19 protein-coding genes and 1 riboswitch are annotated in these 17,724 nt (G+C 58.1%); of the genes, 10 read left to right on the top strand and 9 right to left on the bottom strand.

What is annotated here, in order from left to right; genetic code table 11:
- Positions 1 to 293: 293 nt before the first annotated feature.
- Positions 294 to 1,217 (bottom strand): NADP-dependent oxidoreductase, encoded by a 924-nt coding sequence (locus WKI41_RS07960; protein ID WP_340192945.1) that lies wholly within the window; start codon positions 1,215 to 1,217, stop codon positions 294 to 296.
- A 148-nt stretch (positions 1,218 to 1,365) separates the two neighbouring features.
- On the opposite strand from WKI41_RS07960, the gene WKI41_RS07955 reads away from it, so the two are divergent.
- Both WKI41_RS07955 and WKI41_RS07950 read left to right on the top strand, forming a co-directional pair.
- Positions 1,366 to 2,070, top strand: a complete 705-nt coding sequence (locus WKI41_RS07955; RefSeq protein WP_340192944.1) for a helix-turn-helix domain-containing protein — start codon at positions 1,366 to 1,368, stop codon at positions 2,068 to 2,070.
- A gap of 140 nt (positions 2,071 to 2,210) precedes the next feature.
- Entirely contained in the window at positions 2,211 to 3,416 is a 1,206-nt protein-coding gene (locus WKI41_RS07950; protein ID WP_340192943.1) for an MFS transporter, read from the top strand.
- A gap of 18 nt (positions 3,417 to 3,434) precedes the next feature.
- Here the strand turns inward: WKI41_RS07950 and WKI41_RS07945 are convergent, their stop codons facing one another.
- From WKI41_RS07945 to crcB, 5 genes are all read right to left on the bottom strand, one after another.
- Entirely contained in the window at positions 3,435 to 3,932 is a 498-nt protein-coding gene (locus WKI41_RS07945) for a hypothetical protein (protein ID WP_340192942.1), read from the bottom strand.
- An 82-nt stretch (positions 3,933 to 4,014) separates the two neighbouring features.
- A complete protein-coding gene (locus WKI41_RS07940; protein ID WP_340192941.1) occupies positions 4,015 to 4,800 on the bottom strand; it encodes an ATP12 family chaperone protein in 786 nt (261 codons plus the stop codon).
- A gap of 12 nt (positions 4,801 to 4,812) precedes the next feature.
- Positions 4,813 to 5,469, bottom strand: coding sequence for an HAD-IA family hydrolase (locus tag WKI41_RS07935; RefSeq protein ID WP_340192940.1), 657 nt, complete (start codon positions 5,467 to 5,469; stop codon positions 4,813 to 4,815).
- Entirely contained in the window at positions 5,466 to 6,458 is a 993-nt protein-coding gene (locus WKI41_RS07930) for an RluA family pseudouridine synthase (protein WP_340192939.1), read from the bottom strand. Before WKI41_RS07930 ends, WKI41_RS07935 begins: the two co-directional genes overlap by 4 nt.
- Before the next feature lie 62 nt (positions 6,459 to 6,520).
- Complete coding sequence (gene crcB, locus WKI41_RS07925; protein ID WP_340192938.1) at positions 6,521 to 6,898, bottom strand: fluoride efflux transporter CrcB; 378 nt, start codon at positions 6,896 to 6,898, stop codon at positions 6,521 to 6,523.
- Positions 6,899 to 7,095: 197 nt separating this feature from the next.
- On the opposite strand from crcB, the gene WKI41_RS07920 reads away from it, so the two are divergent.
- Together WKI41_RS07920 and WKI41_RS07915 are read left to right on the top strand one after the other, a co-directional pair.
- On the top strand, positions 7,096 to 7,368 hold the full coding sequence (locus tag WKI41_RS07920) for a hypothetical protein (RefSeq protein WP_340192937.1): 273 nt from the start codon (positions 7,096 to 7,098) through the stop codon (positions 7,366 to 7,368).
- Between the two features lie 84 nt (positions 7,369 to 7,452).
- Positions 7,453 to 7,881, top strand: coding sequence for a plastocyanin/azurin family copper-binding protein (locus WKI41_RS07915; protein ID WP_340192936.1), 429 nt, complete (start codon positions 7,453 to 7,455; stop codon positions 7,879 to 7,881).
- A 63-nt stretch (positions 7,882 to 7,944) separates the two neighbouring features.
- Here WKI41_RS07915 and WKI41_RS07910 read toward each other — a convergent pair whose 3' ends face one another.
- Together WKI41_RS07910 and WKI41_RS07905 are read right to left on the bottom strand one after the other, a co-directional pair.
- A complete protein-coding gene (locus WKI41_RS07910) occupies positions 7,945 to 8,946 on the bottom strand; it encodes a copper chaperone PCu(A)C (protein WP_340192935.1) in 1,002 nt (333 codons plus the stop codon).
- 78 nt (positions 8,947 to 9,024) lie between these two features.
- The gene (locus WKI41_RS07905) at positions 9,025 to 9,432 is read right to left on the bottom strand and encodes a hypothetical protein (RefSeq protein ID WP_340192934.1); all 408 of its coding nucleotides are present in this window, start codon (positions 9,430 to 9,432) and stop codon (positions 9,025 to 9,027) included.
- Positions 9,433 to 9,552: 120 nt separating this feature from the next.
- Here WKI41_RS07905 and WKI41_RS07900 point away from each other — a divergent pair, with 120 nt between their 5' ends.
- The 5 genes from WKI41_RS07900 (at position 9,553) to WKI41_RS07880 (ending at position 15,789) form a co-directional block, all read left to right on the top strand.
- Positions 9,553 to 9,738 carry a DUF3008 family protein gene (locus WKI41_RS07900; protein WP_340192985.1) on the top strand — a complete coding sequence of 62 codons (186 nt, stop codon included), beginning with the start codon at positions 9,553 to 9,555 and terminating at the stop codon, positions 9,736 to 9,738.
- Between the two features lie 127 nt (positions 9,739 to 9,865).
- A riboswitch (glycine riboswitch) is annotated at positions 9,866 to 9,953 on the top strand.
- 155 nt (positions 9,954 to 10,108) lie between these two features.
- Positions 10,109 to 11,248: a glycine cleavage system aminomethyltransferase GcvT gene (gene gcvT, locus WKI41_RS07895; RefSeq protein ID WP_340192933.1), complete on the top strand. Its 1,140-nt coding sequence runs from the start codon at positions 10,109 to 10,111 to the stop codon at positions 11,246 to 11,248.
- A 15-nt stretch (positions 11,249 to 11,263) separates the two neighbouring features.
- On the top strand, positions 11,264 to 11,626 hold the full coding sequence (gene gcvH / locus WKI41_RS07890; RefSeq protein WP_111850655.1) for a glycine cleavage system protein GcvH: 363 nt from the start codon (positions 11,264 to 11,266) through the stop codon (positions 11,624 to 11,626).
- Positions 11,626 to 14,490, top strand: coding sequence for an aminomethyl-transferring glycine dehydrogenase (gene gcvP, locus WKI41_RS07885; protein WP_340192932.1), 2,865 nt, complete (start codon positions 11,626 to 11,628; stop codon positions 14,488 to 14,490). The genes gcvH and gcvP overlap by 1 nt, the downstream gene beginning before the upstream one ends.
- Before the next feature lie 162 nt (positions 14,491 to 14,652).
- Positions 14,653 to 15,789, top strand: coding sequence for a GGDEF domain-containing protein (locus WKI41_RS07880; protein ID WP_340192931.1), 1,137 nt, complete (start codon positions 14,653 to 14,655; stop codon positions 15,787 to 15,789).
- Between the two features lie 36 nt (positions 15,790 to 15,825).
- On the opposite strand, the gene WKI41_RS07875 is transcribed toward WKI41_RS07880, so the two are convergent.
- Positions 15,826 to 16,326 (bottom strand): hypothetical protein, encoded by a 501-nt coding sequence (locus tag WKI41_RS07875; RefSeq protein WP_340192930.1) that lies wholly within the window; start codon positions 16,324 to 16,326, stop codon positions 15,826 to 15,828.
- Between the two features lie 137 nt (positions 16,327 to 16,463).
- Here WKI41_RS07875 and WKI41_RS07870 point away from each other — a divergent pair, with 137 nt between their 5' ends.
- The gene (locus WKI41_RS07870) at positions 16,464 to 17,723 is read left to right on the top strand and encodes an MFS transporter (RefSeq protein WP_340192929.1); all 1,260 of its coding nucleotides are present in this window, start codon (positions 16,464 to 16,466) and stop codon (positions 17,721 to 17,723) included.
- Position 17,724 lies beyond the last annotated feature (1 nt).

Here is a 17,724-nt window from a genome sequence, read left to right as displayed (position 1 = left end):
GGCCTGTCGTCGCCATGCCCCCTGCTAAGACCATTGCGAACTTTGCGTCATGACAGTCACTCCCATCTGGACACTGAGATTGTGCCGCTGAATAGGCGGCAAGACCAACAAAGCCAAATAAGCATAGCAACAACAATCCCGCCAACGCTCCAATAATCGCAATCAAATTTGGCATATGATTCCTACAGGACAAGAATATCCGTACTGCACAGACATTCTTATCGTGTCTCTTGAAGTGAACCTTGGCCGACGGCTTCGACCGTATTGAGGTTATACTGTGACAGCTATATCCGCTACTGCGGAAACATCAGGACGATCTTACCGCGACTGCGTCCGGCTTCCGATAGCGCAAGTGCCTCCCGAACGTCTGGAAATGGCACAATGGCCTCGACATGTGGCGTGACTTTTCCTGCCTCAACTAGGTCTGAGATTTTGTTCAAGCTTTCCGCACTTGGTACTGTGAAGGATCGCTTGGCGGTCACGCCGTATTGCTCGGCTTCATCCTGGGGAAATGCGACGATGGTGATCATCTTGCCGCCCTTCTTCAAAGTCTGAAAAGCCCGCTGATAGACCTCGCCGCCCATCGTATCCAGCACGACATCCATATCGGTGGCGACCTCTTCGAAAGCCTGACGTGTATAGTCGATAAAGTGGTCGGCGCCCAAGCCGCGGACAAAGTGCTCATTACGACCAGATGCAACAGCAGTGACACGTGCGCCTTGCGCCTTGGCGAATTGAACAGCCAAAGAGCCAACGCCGCCCGAGCTGTTGGTTATCAGCAGCCTCTGTCCCTCAGAAAGTCCTGCCTCTTCGAAGAGTGCCTGCCAAGCTGTTGTCCCGGCGAGCGGCAGTGCTGCGGCCTCGACGAAAGACAAGTTCTTCGGTTTGTGAACCGCGTGATCTGCCTTGATGATCGCGTATTCAGAAAAACCGCCGGATGGCACCATGCCGAATACGGCATCGCCCTCATGGAATTTGCTGGCGCCTGCGCCACATATTTCGATCGTGCCGACGATCTCGCTGCCAAGCCTAATCGGTAGTGTCAGTCCCATACGCTGGCCAGCGCCGCCTCGAATTCTCCAGTCGATCGGATTCACACCTGCGGCGTGGACCTTGGCCAATATTTCGCCAGCCTGTGGTTCGGGCCGCGAGACATCTTCGACCTCCACGACGTCGTTGTTACCGTACTCTCGGATCAGAACTGTTTTCATTTTCATGCGCCCTAAGCCCCATGTTGATTGTCTGTGATCCTCATGCTAGCCGAAGGCTTCTTCGATATGGCGCCAATTGGCATCGCGCAAAGGCCAAACGGATATGCGGCAACTTTTTACGATTCATCGTGTTTCGAAGCCTCGGGGTGCGGCGTTGCCGCTTCATACCCATGACGAAGCGCAGTTGATCTTCGCAGCGTCTGGAATGGTTCAGGTGCATACCGAGCGCGGGGTGTGGTTGGTACCACCCCAACTCGTTGGCTGGATCCCTGGCGGCGTCTCGCACCGGCTTGACATCATCAGCGACGCGGAGCTTTGGATGCTGCTGTTGCAAAAGCAGGCGCTCGAAGAGTGGGCGCCCTCATCCCTGCCCGATCGCGCATTTGTTTCGCGGGTCTCCATCTTGCTTCGCGCTTTGTTTGATGAGGCCGCTGCGATCGATCCGGCGTCGGATAAGGCTGCGCTTATCGTCAGGCTGATATTGCACGAGTTGACCGAAGTGCACGATGCACCGACGTTTTTACCTCTTCCACGGAGTCCACTGGGACGAAGACTTGCTGACATCGCGATTGCAGATCATCGAAGCGCTCTTGATCTTAGTGAGCTTGCATCGCGCGCTGCGACATCGGTTCGTTCTGCAAGCCGGCTATTTCCCGCAGAAACCGGGATGACGCTGAAGGCATGGCGACAGCGAGTCCGGATTGTACGGGCGATGGAGCAGTTGTCTCGTGGTGAGCCGATAGCGCGCGTGGCAATCCAGGCTGGCTTTGCAAGTACTGCGGCATTCTCAGCCGCCTTCAGGCAAGTCACAGCGATGACGCCCACGGCCTTCATCGGAGACCCAAAACTCCTTTCTTGACGGGGCATGCCAAAGTTTTGCGGCTCTTTGCTGGTCGTCGCTTGCGATCACCGGGAGCCTTGGCTGGATAGAGACGTTGCTCTGCTGGGCAGGGCCGCTATGGTGCCCTCTTATCCCCTTATGAAACTCTGCTAGATCCAATGTCATTCCGCAGCCGCCTGATCCTCTATGCCTTGCTGACATCCCTTACCTCGCTCAGTATCGACGCTTTGCTACCTGGGCTAAGGGAGATCGGATTGGAGCTCGGCGTTGCGCCACCGCTCTCCACGCATCACGTAATCTCGCTGTTCATATTCGGCATGGCCTTCGGCGAACTCGTCATCGGCCCGCTCTCGGATGCCTTCGGGCGCAAGCCAGCACTCCTTGGTGGGCTCAGCATTTATGTATTGGGAACGGTGGTCGCGCTATTCGCCCAGTCTTTGGAGATGGTCCTGATCGGCCGCTTCCTGCAGGGCGTCGGCGTCTCCGGTCCTAAGATTGCGACCCGCGCCATGATACGCGATCAGTTCGACGGCGATGCGATGGCGCGCGTCATGTCCTTCATGTTCACGCTGTTTGTCCTTGTGCCAATGGTGGCTCCCGCTCTTGCGCAGGGGCTCATCACCATAGCCGGCTGGCGCAGCGTCTTCATGGCTTATCTCGTCCTTGCCGTTGCGCTCGGCGCTTCGCTTGCGGCCCGGCATCCGGAAACGCTGCCTGCGGCACGGCGTCTTCCACTTCGTCCGCGTCTGCTATTGCTGAACGGCTTGCGCATTCTCTCCAGCCTGCGGGTGACGTTACTGATCATCGCCACCGGGCTGGTGTTCGGGGCGCAACTTCTCTATCTGAGCACGGCTGCCGATCTTTTCTTCGAGGCTTACGGCGTGGCAGAAACCTTCCCTCTCTATTTCGCGGCTCTCGCCGTCGCGATGGGACTTGCGTCTTTCATGAACGCAAAGCTGGTCCAACGGCTTGGAAGCCTGACCATGGCTCGTGCTGGTTTCATTGGTTTTACTACCGTTTCACTGTTGATGGTGATCACGTCTCTGGGTGCGAGCGGCACCCTGCCCTTCGCGGCGTTCCTGTCTATGCTGTTCCTCGCATTCTTCGCGATCGGCATATTGTTTGGCAATCTCAATGCCATGGCAATGCAGACGCTTGGAAATGTTGCGGGCTTGGGCGCGTCCTTGATAGCGTCTGGATCGAGCCTCGTCGCCACCCTGTTTGCGGTTGGCTTCGGCGGCTTCTATAGCGCAAACACGACGTATCTTGCCGTGGGCTTCTTTGCAGCTGGATTGTCGTCACTCGCTCTGGCCGAAATCGCCATCAGAAGAAACGATGCGGAGATCTTAGGCGTCGGCCGATGACGCCCTACCAAAACTGCACTAGCGGGTTCCAGGAAAGAGCGCCGTGGCGAGCGTCGACGGCGCTGCTTTGTTCAGCTTGAACTCGGAGATGACGCGTTCGGCGACGCCGAAGGCCAGATCCCGATCAATCAAGGAGCCATCAAGGGCGACTGCGGTTACGGTAAACTTTGCTTCCGCGATGACTTCGCCCGTCTGCACCGCCGCCGCGCGCACGGTGGCCTTTACCGAACCACGTTGGCCGAGGAACAGCGAACCTCTCGCATAGGCGTCGAGACGGATCGTCAGCACGACGCGCGGGCGCGCACGTACTCTCACCGTGTCATTGATGGCGTTGGAAACCTGGTAGTGGATCGACTGCATAAGCTCTGGAGAAATATCTGGCCGAGCTGCGACAAAGGCACCACGCACATCGTAGATCAGCCGGTCTCCTTCGCGCGCCTCAGGCCCAATCCTGAAGGACATCAGCGCAAGAGACGCCAGCAACACCATGGCGAAACGCTTCAGTAGCCGATACAAGAAAGATGCCCCCCTAAGGTAACCCTCAAGGTGCATCTTCATCCATCGTGGTTAAGAATGCTCTAAGTCCTGCTCGTGACCTTTACCGCGCTGCAGCAAGAACGCGGGAGGCCGCGCGCATGTCGGTGAACCGCACGGCGCGGCGCTGCTGAGCTTCTTCGTCTTCGCCCCACTGCTCGGCCGTCCAGTCTTCATCGAGATGAGCGAGTGCCCAAACCTCTTCGAGAGACTTCTGCCCCTCGGCCAGTGCGAGCGCGAGAAGCGCCGATCCGGTGAGCGTGGTCATGGTGTGGAGAGCAGCAAGCTCAATCGGCGTGTCGTACTTTCGCAGAGTGACGGCAAAAGCCGCAACAGCCTCGCGTGGTTGTTCCTGGTGCATTACGCCTTCAATCAGGATGAAGCGCGCTCCAAGCGTGTTTGCGGCCCAGTCGATGATCGGGTCCCATTGTTCGCTCTGGCGTTCGACGAGTGCTTCCGGCTCGCCCGCCCGATAGCACAGGAGATCGCTCGAAGAGAAGCGAAGGATATCTTCGAACACGGCCTGCGGATCATTCGCGACACCATCGATTGCCGTATTGATATGGCGGGAAATCGGCATGGTCGACGGGTCAATGAGGTCGGCTTGCGAATCCCACTCATCACGCATCAAAACGGCAAGAGCTCTCGTCGGCACAGACAGCGCGTTTTTTGCAGGCGTGCGCAAGGTCTTGCCATCGAGATGGATCGTAAACGTTCCGTTCTCCATCTCTTCAACGGTGACATCCTTGTAGAAGCGCTTGGGCAGCGGTTTCTGCATTTGGATCTGCGCCCGGCGGATCGGGTCTGGATGGCTCAAGCCCTCCGAAAGATCGTTCAGCAAGTCACGCATCTTCTGTCCTTATCAGTCCGGAATATGGCCGGGAATTTCGCTTGGATGGTTGACGATCGCATCGGCGCCTGCAGCCCAGAGCGCGTCGACGGAGGCATAGCCCCAAGCAACGCCGATTGCCTTCGCACCGGCAGCCTTCGCCATCTGCATATCGTAGATTGCGTCGCCAATGACGACAGTATCAGCCGGAACCATGCCGGTTTCGTGGCAACATTCGCTGACCATGGCCGGATGAGGTTTTGAGGGGCAGTCATCGGCCGTGCGCGAGACGATGAAATGCTTGCGAAAACCATGCGTGTCCATAACCAGATTCAGGCCACGGCGTGATTTACCGGTGACGGCCCCCATCAAGAGGTCCTCACGCTCGGCAAGCGTTTCGATCATCGGCATGATGCCTTCGAAGACCGGCTCCTGAAAGCCAGCCTCGGCGCGCGTCTCGGCAAAGATCGCCTTGTAATGCGCCATCATGGCTGTCGCCTCGTCATCCACATGCGTCTTGCCTTGCATGCGCGCAATGGCGATATCGAGCGTCAGGCCGATGATAGACTTCGTCAGGGAGACCTCAGGACGCGGATATCCGAAATGCACGAAGGTTCGCGCCATGACTTCATGGATGAGGCCAACGCTGTCGACCAGCGTGCCATCACAATCGAAAAGAACAAGCTTCATTGATCGTCCCTATCACCATCGGCAACATCGAGGCCGAGCAAATTCCACGTCTGCACCATATGCGGCGGCAAAGGTGCGCTGACACGGAGGCGTCCGCCCGACGGATGGGGAATGTCGATGTGGCGCGCGTGCAGATGCAGGCGCTTCTGGATGCCGCCTGGGAAATCCCAGTTCGGATCGTCGATATAATATTTGGGGTCGCCGATAATGGGATGGCCCATATGCAGCGCATGGACGCGCAGCTGGTGGGTGCGGCCGGTATAGGGCTCCATCTCCAGCCAGGCGAGGTTCTGCGCAGCGGTGTCGATCACACGGTAATAGGAAATGGCGTGGTCGGCACCCTCTTCGCCATGTTTGGCGATACGCATGCGGTCGCCATCTGGCGTCTGTTCCTTGACCAGCCAGCTGGAAATCTTGTCCTGATGCTTGCGGGGCACGCCTTTGACTAGAGACCAGTAGGTTTTCTTGGTATCGCGCTCCCGGAAGGCCGCAGTCAGTTTTTGCGCTGCACCGCGCGTGCGGGCGACAACGAGCACTCCCGACGTATCGCGGTCGAGGCGATGCACGAGGCGAGGCTTTTCACCCTTCTGGTTCGTCCAGGCTTCCAGCAGGCCATCGATGTGGCGGTTTACACCCGAGCCGCCCTGTACCGCGATGCCGGCCGGCTTATTGAAGACGAAGACCTTGTCGTCTTCATGCAGCAACATGCGCTTGAGGAGATCACCGTCTTCCGAGTGCTTCAGATCCTTGGAGCCGATCGGGCCGCTCTTCACCTTGGCATCGACGTCGAGCGGCGGCACGCGGACCATCTGCCCCGGTTGAACGCGGGCATCCGTCTTTACCCGTCCGCCATCCACACGAACCTGGCCGGATCGCATCAGCTTCTGCAACTGGCCGAAGCCGAGGCCGGGGTAGTGGATCTTGAACCAGCGGTCGAGGCGCATTCCGGCCTCTTCGGCCTCTACCTTGATGTGCTCGATACCTGCCATGGCAATTCCAGTCTTTCTTTTCTGATCTGCCGCCTCGTTCCTGTGCGGCCTTTGCCTTGCCTTTAAAACAAAGCGCGTCCCAAGGCCAGCCCGGCGAAGATCGCAGCAAAAGAAACCAGCAGACTGGCGAGAAGATACAAGGCTGACAAGCCGATTTCGCCACGCTCGAACAACACCATCGTGTCCAGGGTAAAGGATGACCATGTGGTGAAGCCTCCGAGAATGCCGGTGACGATGAAGGCTCTCATTTCAGTGGACGCATCGAAACGGCGTGCAACCATTTCGACGAGAAGGCCGATCGCAAACGCGCCGACGACGTTTACTGTAAGCGTTCCCCAGGGAAAGTGAGGCCCTGCAAGGCGCGTGGCCCAAAGCCCGACCAAGTACCGGGCGACTGAGCCGATTGCGCCGCCGACTGCGACGAGAAGAATATTCGACATGTGAGAGGCTCCGGCCTTATCGATAGATGCTGATCACGTTTTTGAGCTTTAGGCCATGGCGACGGATTAAGAAATACTGACTGCCGAGCAGTGATCGGAGATGTTTAAAATACAGATCAAATTCAACCTATCAGTTTAGCGCGATATCAATCTCGTCCTGCTACGTTATTGCCCATTATCGCTATCGAGGTCTGGCAATGTGGCAGGTGTGGTCGGTTTCCGCGAATATTGCGGCTTATGCAGCCGAAGGAGCAAAAGCTTCACAGCGCGCTCCGCGCAAAACGGAGATCGAAAAGGCTGCCAAGGAGTTGAAACAGATCACGCGTGCTGATGGCTCAGAACATAGCTTGACGAACCTGACAGCCGCAGCCCCCTCCCTCTCGCTTCTTACCTCCGGACGTAAAAACCCACAGGCGACCTTGGAGCAGGCTCGACATGCCTATGAGGAAGATTGGGATACGTCGGAGTAATTCGCCTCGTCGTCGCAGCGTTCAGATTCCTGTCAGCCAAATCACCCAGCCTCTTTTTCGCAAAGACTGAAACAGAGGTTCATCATGAAGACGCTTGCAAAACTGACGATCGCAGCAGTCGCTGCTTTTACGTTCGCAGCTCCGGCATTTGCCGCAACTGCCATCACGGTTCATGAAGGCGGTGAAGGCGGGCAGCCCATGACGCTGACGCTTGATAAAACCAGAGTCAAAGCTGGCGAAGCCGTTTTCATGGTTCACAACGACGCCGTCTCGGAAGAGCATGAGATGGTTCTCGTCAAGCTTAAGTCACCTGACGAGATGATCCCCCTTAACACGGCAAAGCATCGTGTCGATGAAAAGAAGCTCAAAAGCCTCGGCGAAGTCGCGGATCTGAAACCCGGCAAAGAGGGTCAGTTGAAAGCCAAGCTGACGCCCGGCACCTATCTGCTCTTCTGCAATATCAAGGGCCATTATGAGGCTGGAATGCAGGCGAAGCTGACGGTGACGAAATAACACCGATTTGAACGTCAATGGCCGTCGAGATGCACGTGCTTCCCGGCGGCCGACTTTTTAGACTCAGTTATGATTGTGCTTGCCCTCGCCCGCATTGGCGGGACCAACCGGAAGCTCAATCGAAACCTGACCGGCTTTTTCAAAAGTGAGCGTGACCGGCACCTTATCGCCTTCGGCGAACGGCTTCTTGACGTTGAAGAACATGAAATGGAGACCGCCTGGCGAAAGCTCCACCGTCTGACCGGCCGGCACGGCGATACCATCATTCAGCTTGCGCATTTTCATGACGTCATTAGCCATGACCATCTCGTGGATTTCGGCGCGACCTGCCAAAGGCGACGACACGGAAACAAGCCGATCGTCGGAACTTCCGGTGTTGCGGATGGTGACGAAGCCGCCACCAACCGGTTGTCCGGGCAGCATGGCTTTCGTGGATGCGGCCGATAATTCCAGATCTCCTGCTTTGACCACAGCGGCTGATCCACCGGCTTCTGCCATGGCACCATGATCATGGTGCGCGTGTCCCTCACCGTCTGCATTCTGCTTGGCCGTGATGCGGATGACTGGTGCGGGATTGTCCAGTGAGTGAGGGTCCTGGCCCTCTGCCGCAATCTGATCCCAGCTTGCGGTGCCCTTGTCGCCGCAAAGCTGCTTTACCTTGAAGGAAAGCGTCGTGCCTGGCGCAACACCTGCAATCTTACCCTGGATGTTGAAGGTGTCGTAGAAATCGTCCGGCAGGTTGCCACCCTTCCAGCGAATCTCGACTGGCCCGCTCTTCACGTCTTTTCCATGGTTCTTGTAGGTCTTCTGGTAGTCGCCCTTAATGATCTCCAATTCCCAACCTGCCTTTGGCTGCGGTTTAGCGGAAATGAAGCCTTCAGGCAGAACGACCTGCACCTCTGTCGTCGCAAGACCGCCGTCGCAGCCATGAGGCACCTGAAGGGCCGCGACGATGGTGCTGTCCTCCTCCGCCGTACCGTTAACGAAGCTCGTATGAGCGAAGGCTGAGGTAGTCGAGAGGGTGGCCGCGAAAGCTGCGAATGCGGCGTGCTTGATGGTTGTCATCTTTCGATCCTTACGGCTGCTTGATCTGGCAGTCCGCTTTTTTAGAAGTGCCGCACTGCGGCGTTGTTTGCGACGGGATCAGAAAGATGAGGATGGCGGCCCGCGCGCGCGGTTGGTGCGCAGGTCTGAAAGCGTGACCGAAACTTGCGGCTGCAGAAGCGCATTTTCGAGCGACACCGGATTGAGATTGAGGCACTCATCTCCAAGTGGCGTTGGGAGAAGGATAGAGGATGCCAGCAGGCAAGCCTCGCAGAAGAGGATTGCACCGCCCTCATGCTTGCCGTGCTGAGAACGATTCTGCGGCAGATGCTCAGAGCAGATCTCGGCAAAGGTGCCATCCGGCAACCGGTAGGCCTCATCAAGTGCAGCAACTGGAGCAGCCAGAACCGGCTTATGCGCGAAGCCGAGGGACAGCATCAGCACGGCGCAGACCATGCGCAGCACAGACTCAACTGTCTTTGTCTTTTTGCTTTCGAACACCCTCATGGTCACTCCGATACCGCGCTTTGATCCAAAATCAAAGAGCAACCAGCGTGTCGCGGAACACCTCTCTGCGGTCGACGTTTGCCCACGCAGGACTTAACACTTCAGCGAGGAGTCGAAACAATGCCGGCAAAATCCAAAGCACAGCAAAAAGCCGCAGGTGCGGCGCTTGCCGCAAAGCGCGGCGACATGCCGAAATCCCGTTTACAAGGCGCTTCAAAAAGCATGGCTAAGTCCATGACAGAGAAAGAACTTGACGATATGGCATCCACCAAACGCAAGAAGCTTCCGGAGAAGAAGGATAGCTGAGTTCCAGCCAACTTCGCGGGACGGCGTTACCAATCGAACGACAGGCTGATGACGCAGGTTGAACAAAAAACTGTTCACCTGCGTCATTTGGTCCTTGCCAATCTGAGAGCTTCACAGATAATGAGCTTCCATATCGTTGGGAGAAACCGCTTCAATGCGGTGCCGAAGGAGCAACCGCCCCGGAAACTCTCAGGCAAAAGGACCAACGGTCGAACGGAACTCTGGAGAGAAGCCTCCTTGCACTTATAAGGGCAGGCTCGCCGAAGGGATAACAATCTCAGGCGACAAGGACAGAGGGGGCTCTTGAACCCGACGCTCGCAGAGTGTCACGAACATGAGCCCGCGCGAACGCGCTACCCCGGAGGCATCCTTGGCCGATACAGCCGAGCTGAAAGTCACCCCACTCCATTCCCTGCATGTGTCGCTTGGTGCCCGCATGGTGCCCTTTGCGGGCTACGACATGCCTGTGCAGTATCCTGCAGGCGTTATGAAGGAGCATCTTCACACCCGTGCTTCCGCTGGGCTCTTCGATGTCTCCCACATGGGCCAGGTCATCGTGAAGGCGAAGTCCGGCAGGCTAGAAGATGCCGCCCTTGCTTTGGAAAAGCTGGTCCCTGTCGATATCCTCAGCCTCAAGGCTGGCCGCCAGCGCTACGGCTTTTTCACCGATGACAACGGTTGCATCCTTGACGACCTGATGATCACCAATCTTGGCGACCATCTGTTCGTTGTCGTCAACGCTTCCTGCAAGGATGCCGATCTTGCACATATGAAGGCGCATCTTTCCGACAACTGCGAGATCACGTTGCTTGACGATCGGGCGCTGATCGCGCTTCAGGGTCCGCGCGCGGAAGCCGTTCTCGCGGAACTCTGGGCGGGCGTCTCCGACATGAAGTTCATGGATGTGCGCGAAATTCCGCTGCATGACGTTCCCTGCATCGTGTCGCGCTCCGGTTATTCTGGAGAGGACGGTTTCGAAATCTCCGTTCCGGCCGACAAGGCTGAGGAGATCGCAAAGGCCCTGCTCGAACATCCCGATTGCGAAGCCATCGGCCTTGGTGCGCGCGACAGTCTTCGGCTCGAAGCCGGTCTTTGCCTCTATGGCAACGATATCGACACCACAACGTCACCGATCGAAGCATCGTTGGAATGGGCCATCCAGAAGGCGCGTCGTGCCGGCGGTGACCGCGAAGGCGGCTTTCCGGGTGCGGATCGCATTCTCGGTGAACTTGGCAACGGCAGGAGCCGTCGCCGCGTCGGTCTGAAGCCCGAAGGCAAGGCGCCGGTGCGCGGTCATTCCAAGCTGTTTGCCGATGCCGAAGGCAAGACCGAGATCGGTGAGGTTACCTCTGGCGGCTTTGGCCCCACTGTGGAAGGTCCCGTTGCCATGGGTTACGTGCCCACCGACTACACGACACCCGGCACGGCGATCTTTGCCGAGGTGCGCGGCAAGTACCTGCCAGTCACCGTCGCCGCCCTGCCCTTCATCACGCCAACCTACAAGCGCTAATCTGCGGAGAAACCCATGCTGAAATTTACCCAGGAACACGAGTGGCTGAAGATCGAAGGCGATGTCGCCACCGTCGGGATCACCACGCACGCCGCAGAACAACTCGGCGATCTGGTTTTCGTTGAACTGCCGGACGTCGGAGCGACCTTCTCCAAGAACGGCGAAGCCGCAACCGTTGAAAGCGTCAAGGCTGCGTCTGACGTCTATTGTCCGCTGGACGGCGAGATCGTCGAGATCAACCAGGCGATCGTTGACGACCCTTCGCTGGTCAACTCCGATCCGCAGGGTGCCGGCTGGTTCTTCAAGCTGAAGCTTTCCAACACAGCCGATGCCGATGCGCTGCTCGATGAAGCCGCCTATAAGGAGCTGGTCGCGTAATGAACACGCCCACTGAATTTCATTTCACCGACTACCAGCCCTATGACTTCGCCAATCGTCGTCATATCGGTCCGTCGCCGGCGGAAATGGAGGAGATGCTCAAGGTCATTGGCTATAAGAGCCTCGACGCGCTCATTGACGCAACCGTGCCCTCCTCCATCCGTCAGAAGGACCCGCTTGCCTGGGGTGCAGCGTTGACCGAACGCGAAGCACTCGACCGCATGCGCGAGACGGCGAATAAGAACAAGGTTCTGACCTCGCTGATCGGCCAGGGCTACTACGGCACGATCACACCGCCGGTGATCCAGCGCAACATTCTGGAAAACCCCGCTTGGTACACGGCCTACACGCCCTACCAGCCGGAAATCTCGCAGGGCCGTCTTGAAGCGCTTCTCAACTTCCAGACGATGATCTGCGACCTGACCGGCCTCGACGTTGCCAACGCCTCGCTTCTCGATGAAGCAACGGCTGCGGCCGAAGCCATGTCCATGTGCCAGCGCGTGGCGAAGTCCAAGGCGAACGCTTTCTTCGTCGATGCCAATTGCCATCCGCAGACTATCGCGCTGATCGAAACGCGCGCCGCGCCGCTTGGCTGGAAAGTCGTCATCGGCAATCCCTTCACCGATCTCGATCCCGTCGATGTCTTCGGCGCGATTTTCCAGTATCCCGGTACGCATGGCCATGTGAGCAATTTCTCGGGCCTGATCTCCCGCCTTCACCAGACAGGTGCGATCGCCGCCGTTGCCTGCGACCTGCTGGCGCTGACGCTGCTCAAGTCTCCGGGTGAGATGGGCGCGGATATTGCGATCGGTTCTTCGCAGCGGTTTGGCGTTCCGGTTGGTTACGGTGGCCCGCATGCAGCCTTCATGGCGGTCAAGGATGCCCACAAGCGTTCAATGCCGGGTCGTCTTGTCGGCGTGTCTGTCGACGCCCGAGGCAACCGTGCCTATCGCCTATCGCTGCAAACCCGCGAGCAGCATATCCGCCGTGAGAAGGCGACCTCCAACATCTGTACCGCGCAGGTTTTGCTTGCCGTCATGGCGTCCATGTATGGCGTCTTCCACGGCCCGCAGGGCATCAAGGCAGTCGCTCAGCAGACGCACCAGAAGGCAGTGCTGATGGCCAAGGGTCTGGAGAAGCTTGGCTACAAGATTGAGCCTGAGACCTTTTTCGACACGATCACCGTCGAGGTCGGCCACATGCAGGCGCTGATCCTGCGGGCGGCGGTTGCCGAAGGTGTGAACCTTCGAAAGGTGGGCTCCACCAAGATCGGCATGAGCCTTGATGAGCGCACCCGCCCGGCAACGCTTGAAGCGGTCTGGCGCGCCTTTGGCGGCAACTTCTCGATTTCCGACTTTGAGCCGGATTATCGACTGCCAAAAGATCTCTTGCGTACAAGTGCTTACATGACGCATCCGATCTTCCACATGAACCGCGCCGAAAGCGAAATGACGCGCTATATCCGCCGTCTTTCGGACCGCGACCTAGCACTCGACCGGGCGATGATCCCGCTCGGTTCGTGCACCATGAAGCTAAACGCAACCGCGGAAATGCTGCCGATCACCTGGCCGGAATTCTCCGACATCCATCCTTTCGTCCCTGCCGATCAGGCTTTGGGCTACAAGGAAATGATCGACGATCTCTCCGCCAAGCTTTGCGCTGTCACAGGTTACGATGCCTTCTCCATGCAGCCAAACTCCGGCGCGCAGGGCGAGTATGCGGGCCTGCTGACGATCCGCAACTACCATCTGGCTCGTGGAGACGCGCATCGCGATGTCTGCCTTATCCCAACGTCGGCCCATGGCACCAACCCTGCCTCTGCACAAATGGTTGGTATGAAGGTCGTTCCGGTCAAGGCTAAGGAAAACGGCGATGTCGACATCGATGATTTCCGAGCAAAAGCAGAGCAGTATGCGGAGAACCTCTCATGCTGCATGATCACCTATCCGTCCACCCACGGCGTGTTTGAAGAGACGGTTCGCGAAATCTGCGACATCGTGCACAAGCATGGCGGACAGGTCTATCTGGATGGCGCCAACATGAACGCCATGGTTGGCCTCTCCCGTCCTGGTGACATCGGTTCCGACGTCAGCCACCTCAATCTGCACAAGACCTTCTGCATTCCGCATGGCGGTGGCGGCCCCGGTATGGGCCCGATCGGCGTCAAGGCGCACCTTGCCCCCTACCTTCCCGGTCACCCGGCAAGCGACGGTCGCTCTGGTGCCGTCTCCGCAGCTCCGTTCGGCTCTCCATCCATCCTGCCGATCTCCTGGAGCTACTGCCTGATGATGGGCGGTGAAGGCCTGACGCAGGCGACCAAGGTAGCGATCCTCAACGCCAACTACATCGCAGCGCGGCTTAAGGGCGCCTATGACGTGCTCTACAAGTCAGAGGCTGGTCGTGTGGCGCATGAATGCATCATCGACACGCGCCCGCTGAACGACAGCTGCGGTGTGACCGTGGATGATGTGGCAAAGCGCCTGATCGATTGCGGCTTCCACGCGCCGACCATGAGCTGGCCGGTGGCCGGCACGCTGATGATCGAACCGACGGAATCCGAGACGAAAGCGGAAATCGACCGCTTCTGCGATGCGATGCTGACAATCCGTCAGGAGGCCCGCGATATCGAGGAAGGCCGTGCGGACAAGCTCAACAACCCGTTGAAGAACGCTCCGCACACCGTCGAAGACCTCGTCGGCGAATGGGACCGCCCCTACAGCCGCGAACAGGGTTGCTTCCCGCCCGGCTCCTTCCGGGTCGACAAGTACTGGTCGCCGGTCAACCGCATCGACAATGTCTATGGCGACCGAAATCTTATCTGCACCTGCCCGCCGATGAGCGAGTACCAGGAAGCAGCAGAGTAAGACGATCAACGAAGCCCGGAGCGATCCGGGCTTCTTCGTTTTAGCCAAACCGAATTCATGATTTGATAGCCGTGGTGGCAACATGTCCGGTCGACCCACTGTGCTGCGAAGGCCTGAAGCCGTATAGAAGCAGTCGATATCCGTTGCTCAAGAAATTTGGCTATGCTTTCTCCCATCGCGACATCGCTCAGCATCGTCTTCGTCAGCCTGTTTTTCGGTACTGCCCTGCTTGCTGCATGGCGGCGTTTCGGTGTGCAGTTCCACGCGGTGTTCTGGGCGCTGTCCTTCATCTTTTCGGCCGCAGGCCATGGGGTGCGGGTCCTCGGCGTGATCTGGCCAGACTACCAGAGCGTGATGGCGATGCTCGCTTGTCAGGCCTCCGTCGGCAGCTTCGCGCTGCTGGCCATCGGTTTCCGTGCGCGTGCGCATCTCGACCATCGTGTGGTCGCTGTTCTGTGGGCACTCTTTGCTGCTACGATTGTGGTAGTCTGGAGCGCGCAGCCTTTAGAATGGCGTATGGCAGCCCGAATTGCCACATCGTCCGCCGATGCGCTCTTCGTTGCGATGATCGTCTTCCTGCCCAGTCACGCGAAGGGCTTATCCTCGCCGGTCCGTATCGCATTGACCTTCTTTGGGCTTTACATTCTGTCGGTCGGTATCGCTGCTTGGATGGCAAGACCGAACGGTGAAATAGCCGAGGCGTCCTTCGTCATCCTCCTATCGCTCGGGACACCAACGGGCATGATGGCGACCGGTATCTTGACGCTCTTCATCTTGGCAGCGGATCTTGCCGGCGAGTTGCAGAAGCAGGCGCAATATGATTACCTCTCAAAGCTGCTGAATCGCCGTGGTTTTGAAGAGCTGCTTGCGGCACGACGGACAGTGTCTAAAGGCGCTGGCTTCATTGTTGCGACCGACCTCGATCGCTTCAAGTCCGTCAATGACAGGCTGGGGCATGCAGTGGGCGACGAGGTCATCCGTCGGTTTGCTCGCCATCTGCAGGATACCGCAGGTCCTGATGACCTGGTCGGCAGAATGGGTGGCGAGGAGTTTGCAGTCTTCATCGCGTCTAGCGACGGGCGAGATGTGCTGGAGCGCGTTGAACGCCTGCGGATAGGTGTACCGGCCCTTTACCCGGACATCGATCTAGAGACGCCTGTGACTGCGAGCTTCGGAGTAGTCCGCTTGAAGACTGGCGAAAGCCTCCAACAGGCCTACGGTCGCGCGGACACGGCTCTCTACGCATCGAAGGATGCCGGCAGAAACAACACGGTGGCGGATCTCGGCGAGGCTGCCTGATGCTGTTGCTCTTCGGCCGACGACTAACACGCTACCTCAGCGCGTGAGCCGGATATCGGCAGTTACCACTGTTGGCCCATTGGCGCCGTCCTTATCGGTCGTGCGCAATCGCAAGCCGTTGGGTCCGAGCTTGCTGATGGTCATACCCGCAACGCGATCACCGTTGATGTCACGGTTCCAGCGCACTGTCAGGTTGATGTTATCGCCTCTCCGGCTGCCGCTGAGGGCGGAGGGTCGACCGGAAGGACCAACATAATTTCCGCTGTAGCGCGTGCCCCGCGCGGTCAAGTCCGCCGAGATTGATCGGCGCACGACGACAAAACCACGGCATGTGCCGTTCATCCGCAATGATGGTCCAGACGCGGTTGTCTGAAAAGTGCAGTTGACGTTGACCGGTCTGGAACCGATCCGCGTTGTTACCGTGCCGCTGCCTTTCCAGCTTCCACCGAGCGAGGATAGAAAGGCAGTTTCATCCGCCGCCGCGGGCGCAGAGATAAGTGCCGCCAAGGCGAAAAGGAACGCTGTCTTCAGTTTCATGATGATTGCTCCCTATCAAGGGACGCCAACGGCGAAGACATAGATAGAGTTCCTCATTTAGATCGTTATGGGCTATAGCAACCAATAACGTTTTCGTGCGTTTTTCGCTCGCTTCACTCCTATGCGGAAACACGCCGATGACATCCATCATCTCGCCTGCCCCCGGCCAAGGCTCTTTTCAACGGTCGAGCGGCATCAGCGATCGCACACTATTTGCTCTCGCGGTCCTAAATTTCTTCCTGGCGGATGCACGCGACGGGCTCGGTCCCTTTCTTGACGCGTTTCTGGCCACCAATGGCTGGTCCCCCATGCAGTTGGGGATCATCGCAACGGTGGGCGGCCTCGTTGGTCTCGCCGCCACGCCGCTTTGTGGTGCTCTGGTCGACGGAACGACATGGAAGCGCGCGCTTATTGCAGTGCCAGTCATTCTCGTTACAACGGGTGCGCTTCTGACTTTGATCTTCCCAACAGAAACTGTCGTCTGGGGCGGTCAGATCATGACGGCAGTCGTTGGCGCAACCGTGGGCCCAGCGCTTGCAGGACTGACGCTCGGCCTCGTTGGCGAAAAGTTGTTTTCCAAGCAGATATCGCGCAACGAGTTCTGGAACCATGGCGGCAATTTCGCCTCGTTGTTCGCGACCTATGTTGCCGTCTCTTACTTCGGCATTTCCGGTGTCATCGGCCTGATGGTCATCACCGCGATCGGAACACTGATTGCGATCACGGCGATCGATCCCAACCGGATCGACCACAAGGTGGCGCGTGGGCTCGGTCATGATGAGGGCGAACCCGGGCCTTCAGGCTTCGGCGTGCTGTGGCACGAGCGCGGGCTCATCCTGCTCGCCATCATTCTGCTGATCTTCCATTTCGGCAACGCGCCGATGGGCAGACTGATCGCACAGGATTTCGCAGTCGAACTCAACTCGCCTTTCAAAACGACGGCGATCATCACCGGTGTCGCGCAGTTCGCCATGATCTTCGTAGCAGCTCTTGCTCCCTGGCTTATTCGCCGCTTCGGGCTATCTGCAGTTTTCCTGATTGCACTGGCGGCCTTGCCTGTGCGCGGATTGTTGGCAGCATCCTTCGAACAGTTCTGGGTCGTCTATCCCGTTCAGCTTCTGGATGGCATCGGTGCCGGTCTTCTCGGCATCGCGACGCCAGTTGCGGTCGAGCGCATTTTGAAGGGTACCGGGCGCTTCAATGTAGGACTTGCAAGCGTGATGACCGTTCAGGGTATCGGTGCATCCCTCAGCAACGGTGTTGCTGGCTGGCTGACTACGGAAGGCGGCTTCGCGCTCTCGCATCTGGTTGGCGGTGGTGTCGCGGCGATTGCAATCTTGCTCTTCATTCTCTTCAGGCGGGATATTGTTCCCAAAGACGAGCCAGAGGCCGCCTAAC

This window comes from Agrobacterium larrymoorei (assembly GCF_037722385.1).
Lineage (GTDB): Bacteria > Pseudomonadota > Alphaproteobacteria > Rhizobiales > Rhizobiaceae > Agrobacterium > Agrobacterium larrymoorei_C.
Note: the sequence above shows the minus strand (reverse complement) of the source record. Positions and strands in the feature narration are given on the sequence as shown.

Bases quoted from the DNA above. Each gene is read 5' to 3' on its own strand.
- WKI41_RS07935 (WP_340192940.1), bottom strand. From the start codon at position 5,469: ATGAAGCTTGTTCTTTTCGATTGTGATGGCACGCTGGTCGACAGCGTT.
- WKI41_RS07875 (WP_340192930.1), bottom strand. From the start codon at position 16,326: ATGAAACTGAAGACAGCGTTCCTTTTCGCCTTGGCGGCACTTATCTCT.
- WKI41_RS07910 (WP_340192935.1), bottom strand. From the start codon at position 8,946: ATGACAACCATCAAGCACGCCGCATTCGCAGCTTTCGCGGCCACCCTC.
- WKI41_RS07960 (WP_340192945.1), bottom strand. From the start codon at position 1,217: ATGAAAATGAAAACAGTTCTGATCCGAGAGTACGGTAACAACGACGTC.
- gcvP (WP_340192932.1), top strand. From the start codon at position 11,626: ATGAACACGCCCACTGAATTTCATTTCACCGACTACCAGCCCTATGAC.
- WKI41_RS07905 (WP_340192934.1), bottom strand. From the start codon at position 9,432: ATGAGGGTGTTCGAAAGCAAAAAGACAAAGACAGTTGAGTCTGTGCTG.
- WKI41_RS07930 (WP_340192939.1), bottom strand. From the start codon at position 6,458: ATGGCAGGTATCGAGCACATCAAGGTAGAGGCCGAAGAGGCCGGAATG.
- WKI41_RS07950 (WP_340192943.1), top strand. From the start codon at position 2,211: ATGTCATTCCGCAGCCGCCTGATCCTCTATGCCTTGCTGACATCCCTT.
- WKI41_RS07900 (WP_340192985.1), top strand. From the start codon at position 9,553: ATGCCGGCAAAATCCAAAGCACAGCAAAAAGCCGCAGGTGCGGCGCTT.
- WKI41_RS07940 (WP_340192941.1), bottom strand. From the start codon at position 4,800: ATGCGTGACTTGCTGAACGATCTTTCGGAGGGCTTGAGCCATCCAGAC.
- WKI41_RS07915 (WP_340192936.1), top strand. From the start codon at position 7,453: ATGAAGACGCTTGCAAAACTGACGATCGCAGCAGTCGCTGCTTTTACG.
- crcB (WP_340192938.1), bottom strand. From the start codon at position 6,898: ATGTCGAATATTCTTCTCGTCGCAGTCGGCGGCGCAATCGGCTCAGTC.
- WKI41_RS07880 (WP_340192931.1), top strand. From the start codon at position 14,653: ATGCTTTCTCCCATCGCGACATCGCTCAGCATCGTCTTCGTCAGCCTG.
- WKI41_RS07870 (WP_340192929.1), top strand. From the start codon at position 16,464: ATGACATCCATCATCTCGCCTGCCCCCGGCCAAGGCTCTTTTCAACGG.
- gcvH (WP_111850655.1), top strand. From the start codon at position 11,264: ATGCTGAAATTTACCCAGGAACACGAGTGGCTGAAGATCGAAGGCGAT.
- WKI41_RS07920 (WP_340192937.1), top strand. From the start codon at position 7,096: ATGTGGCAGGTGTGGTCGGTTTCCGCGAATATTGCGGCTTATGCAGCC.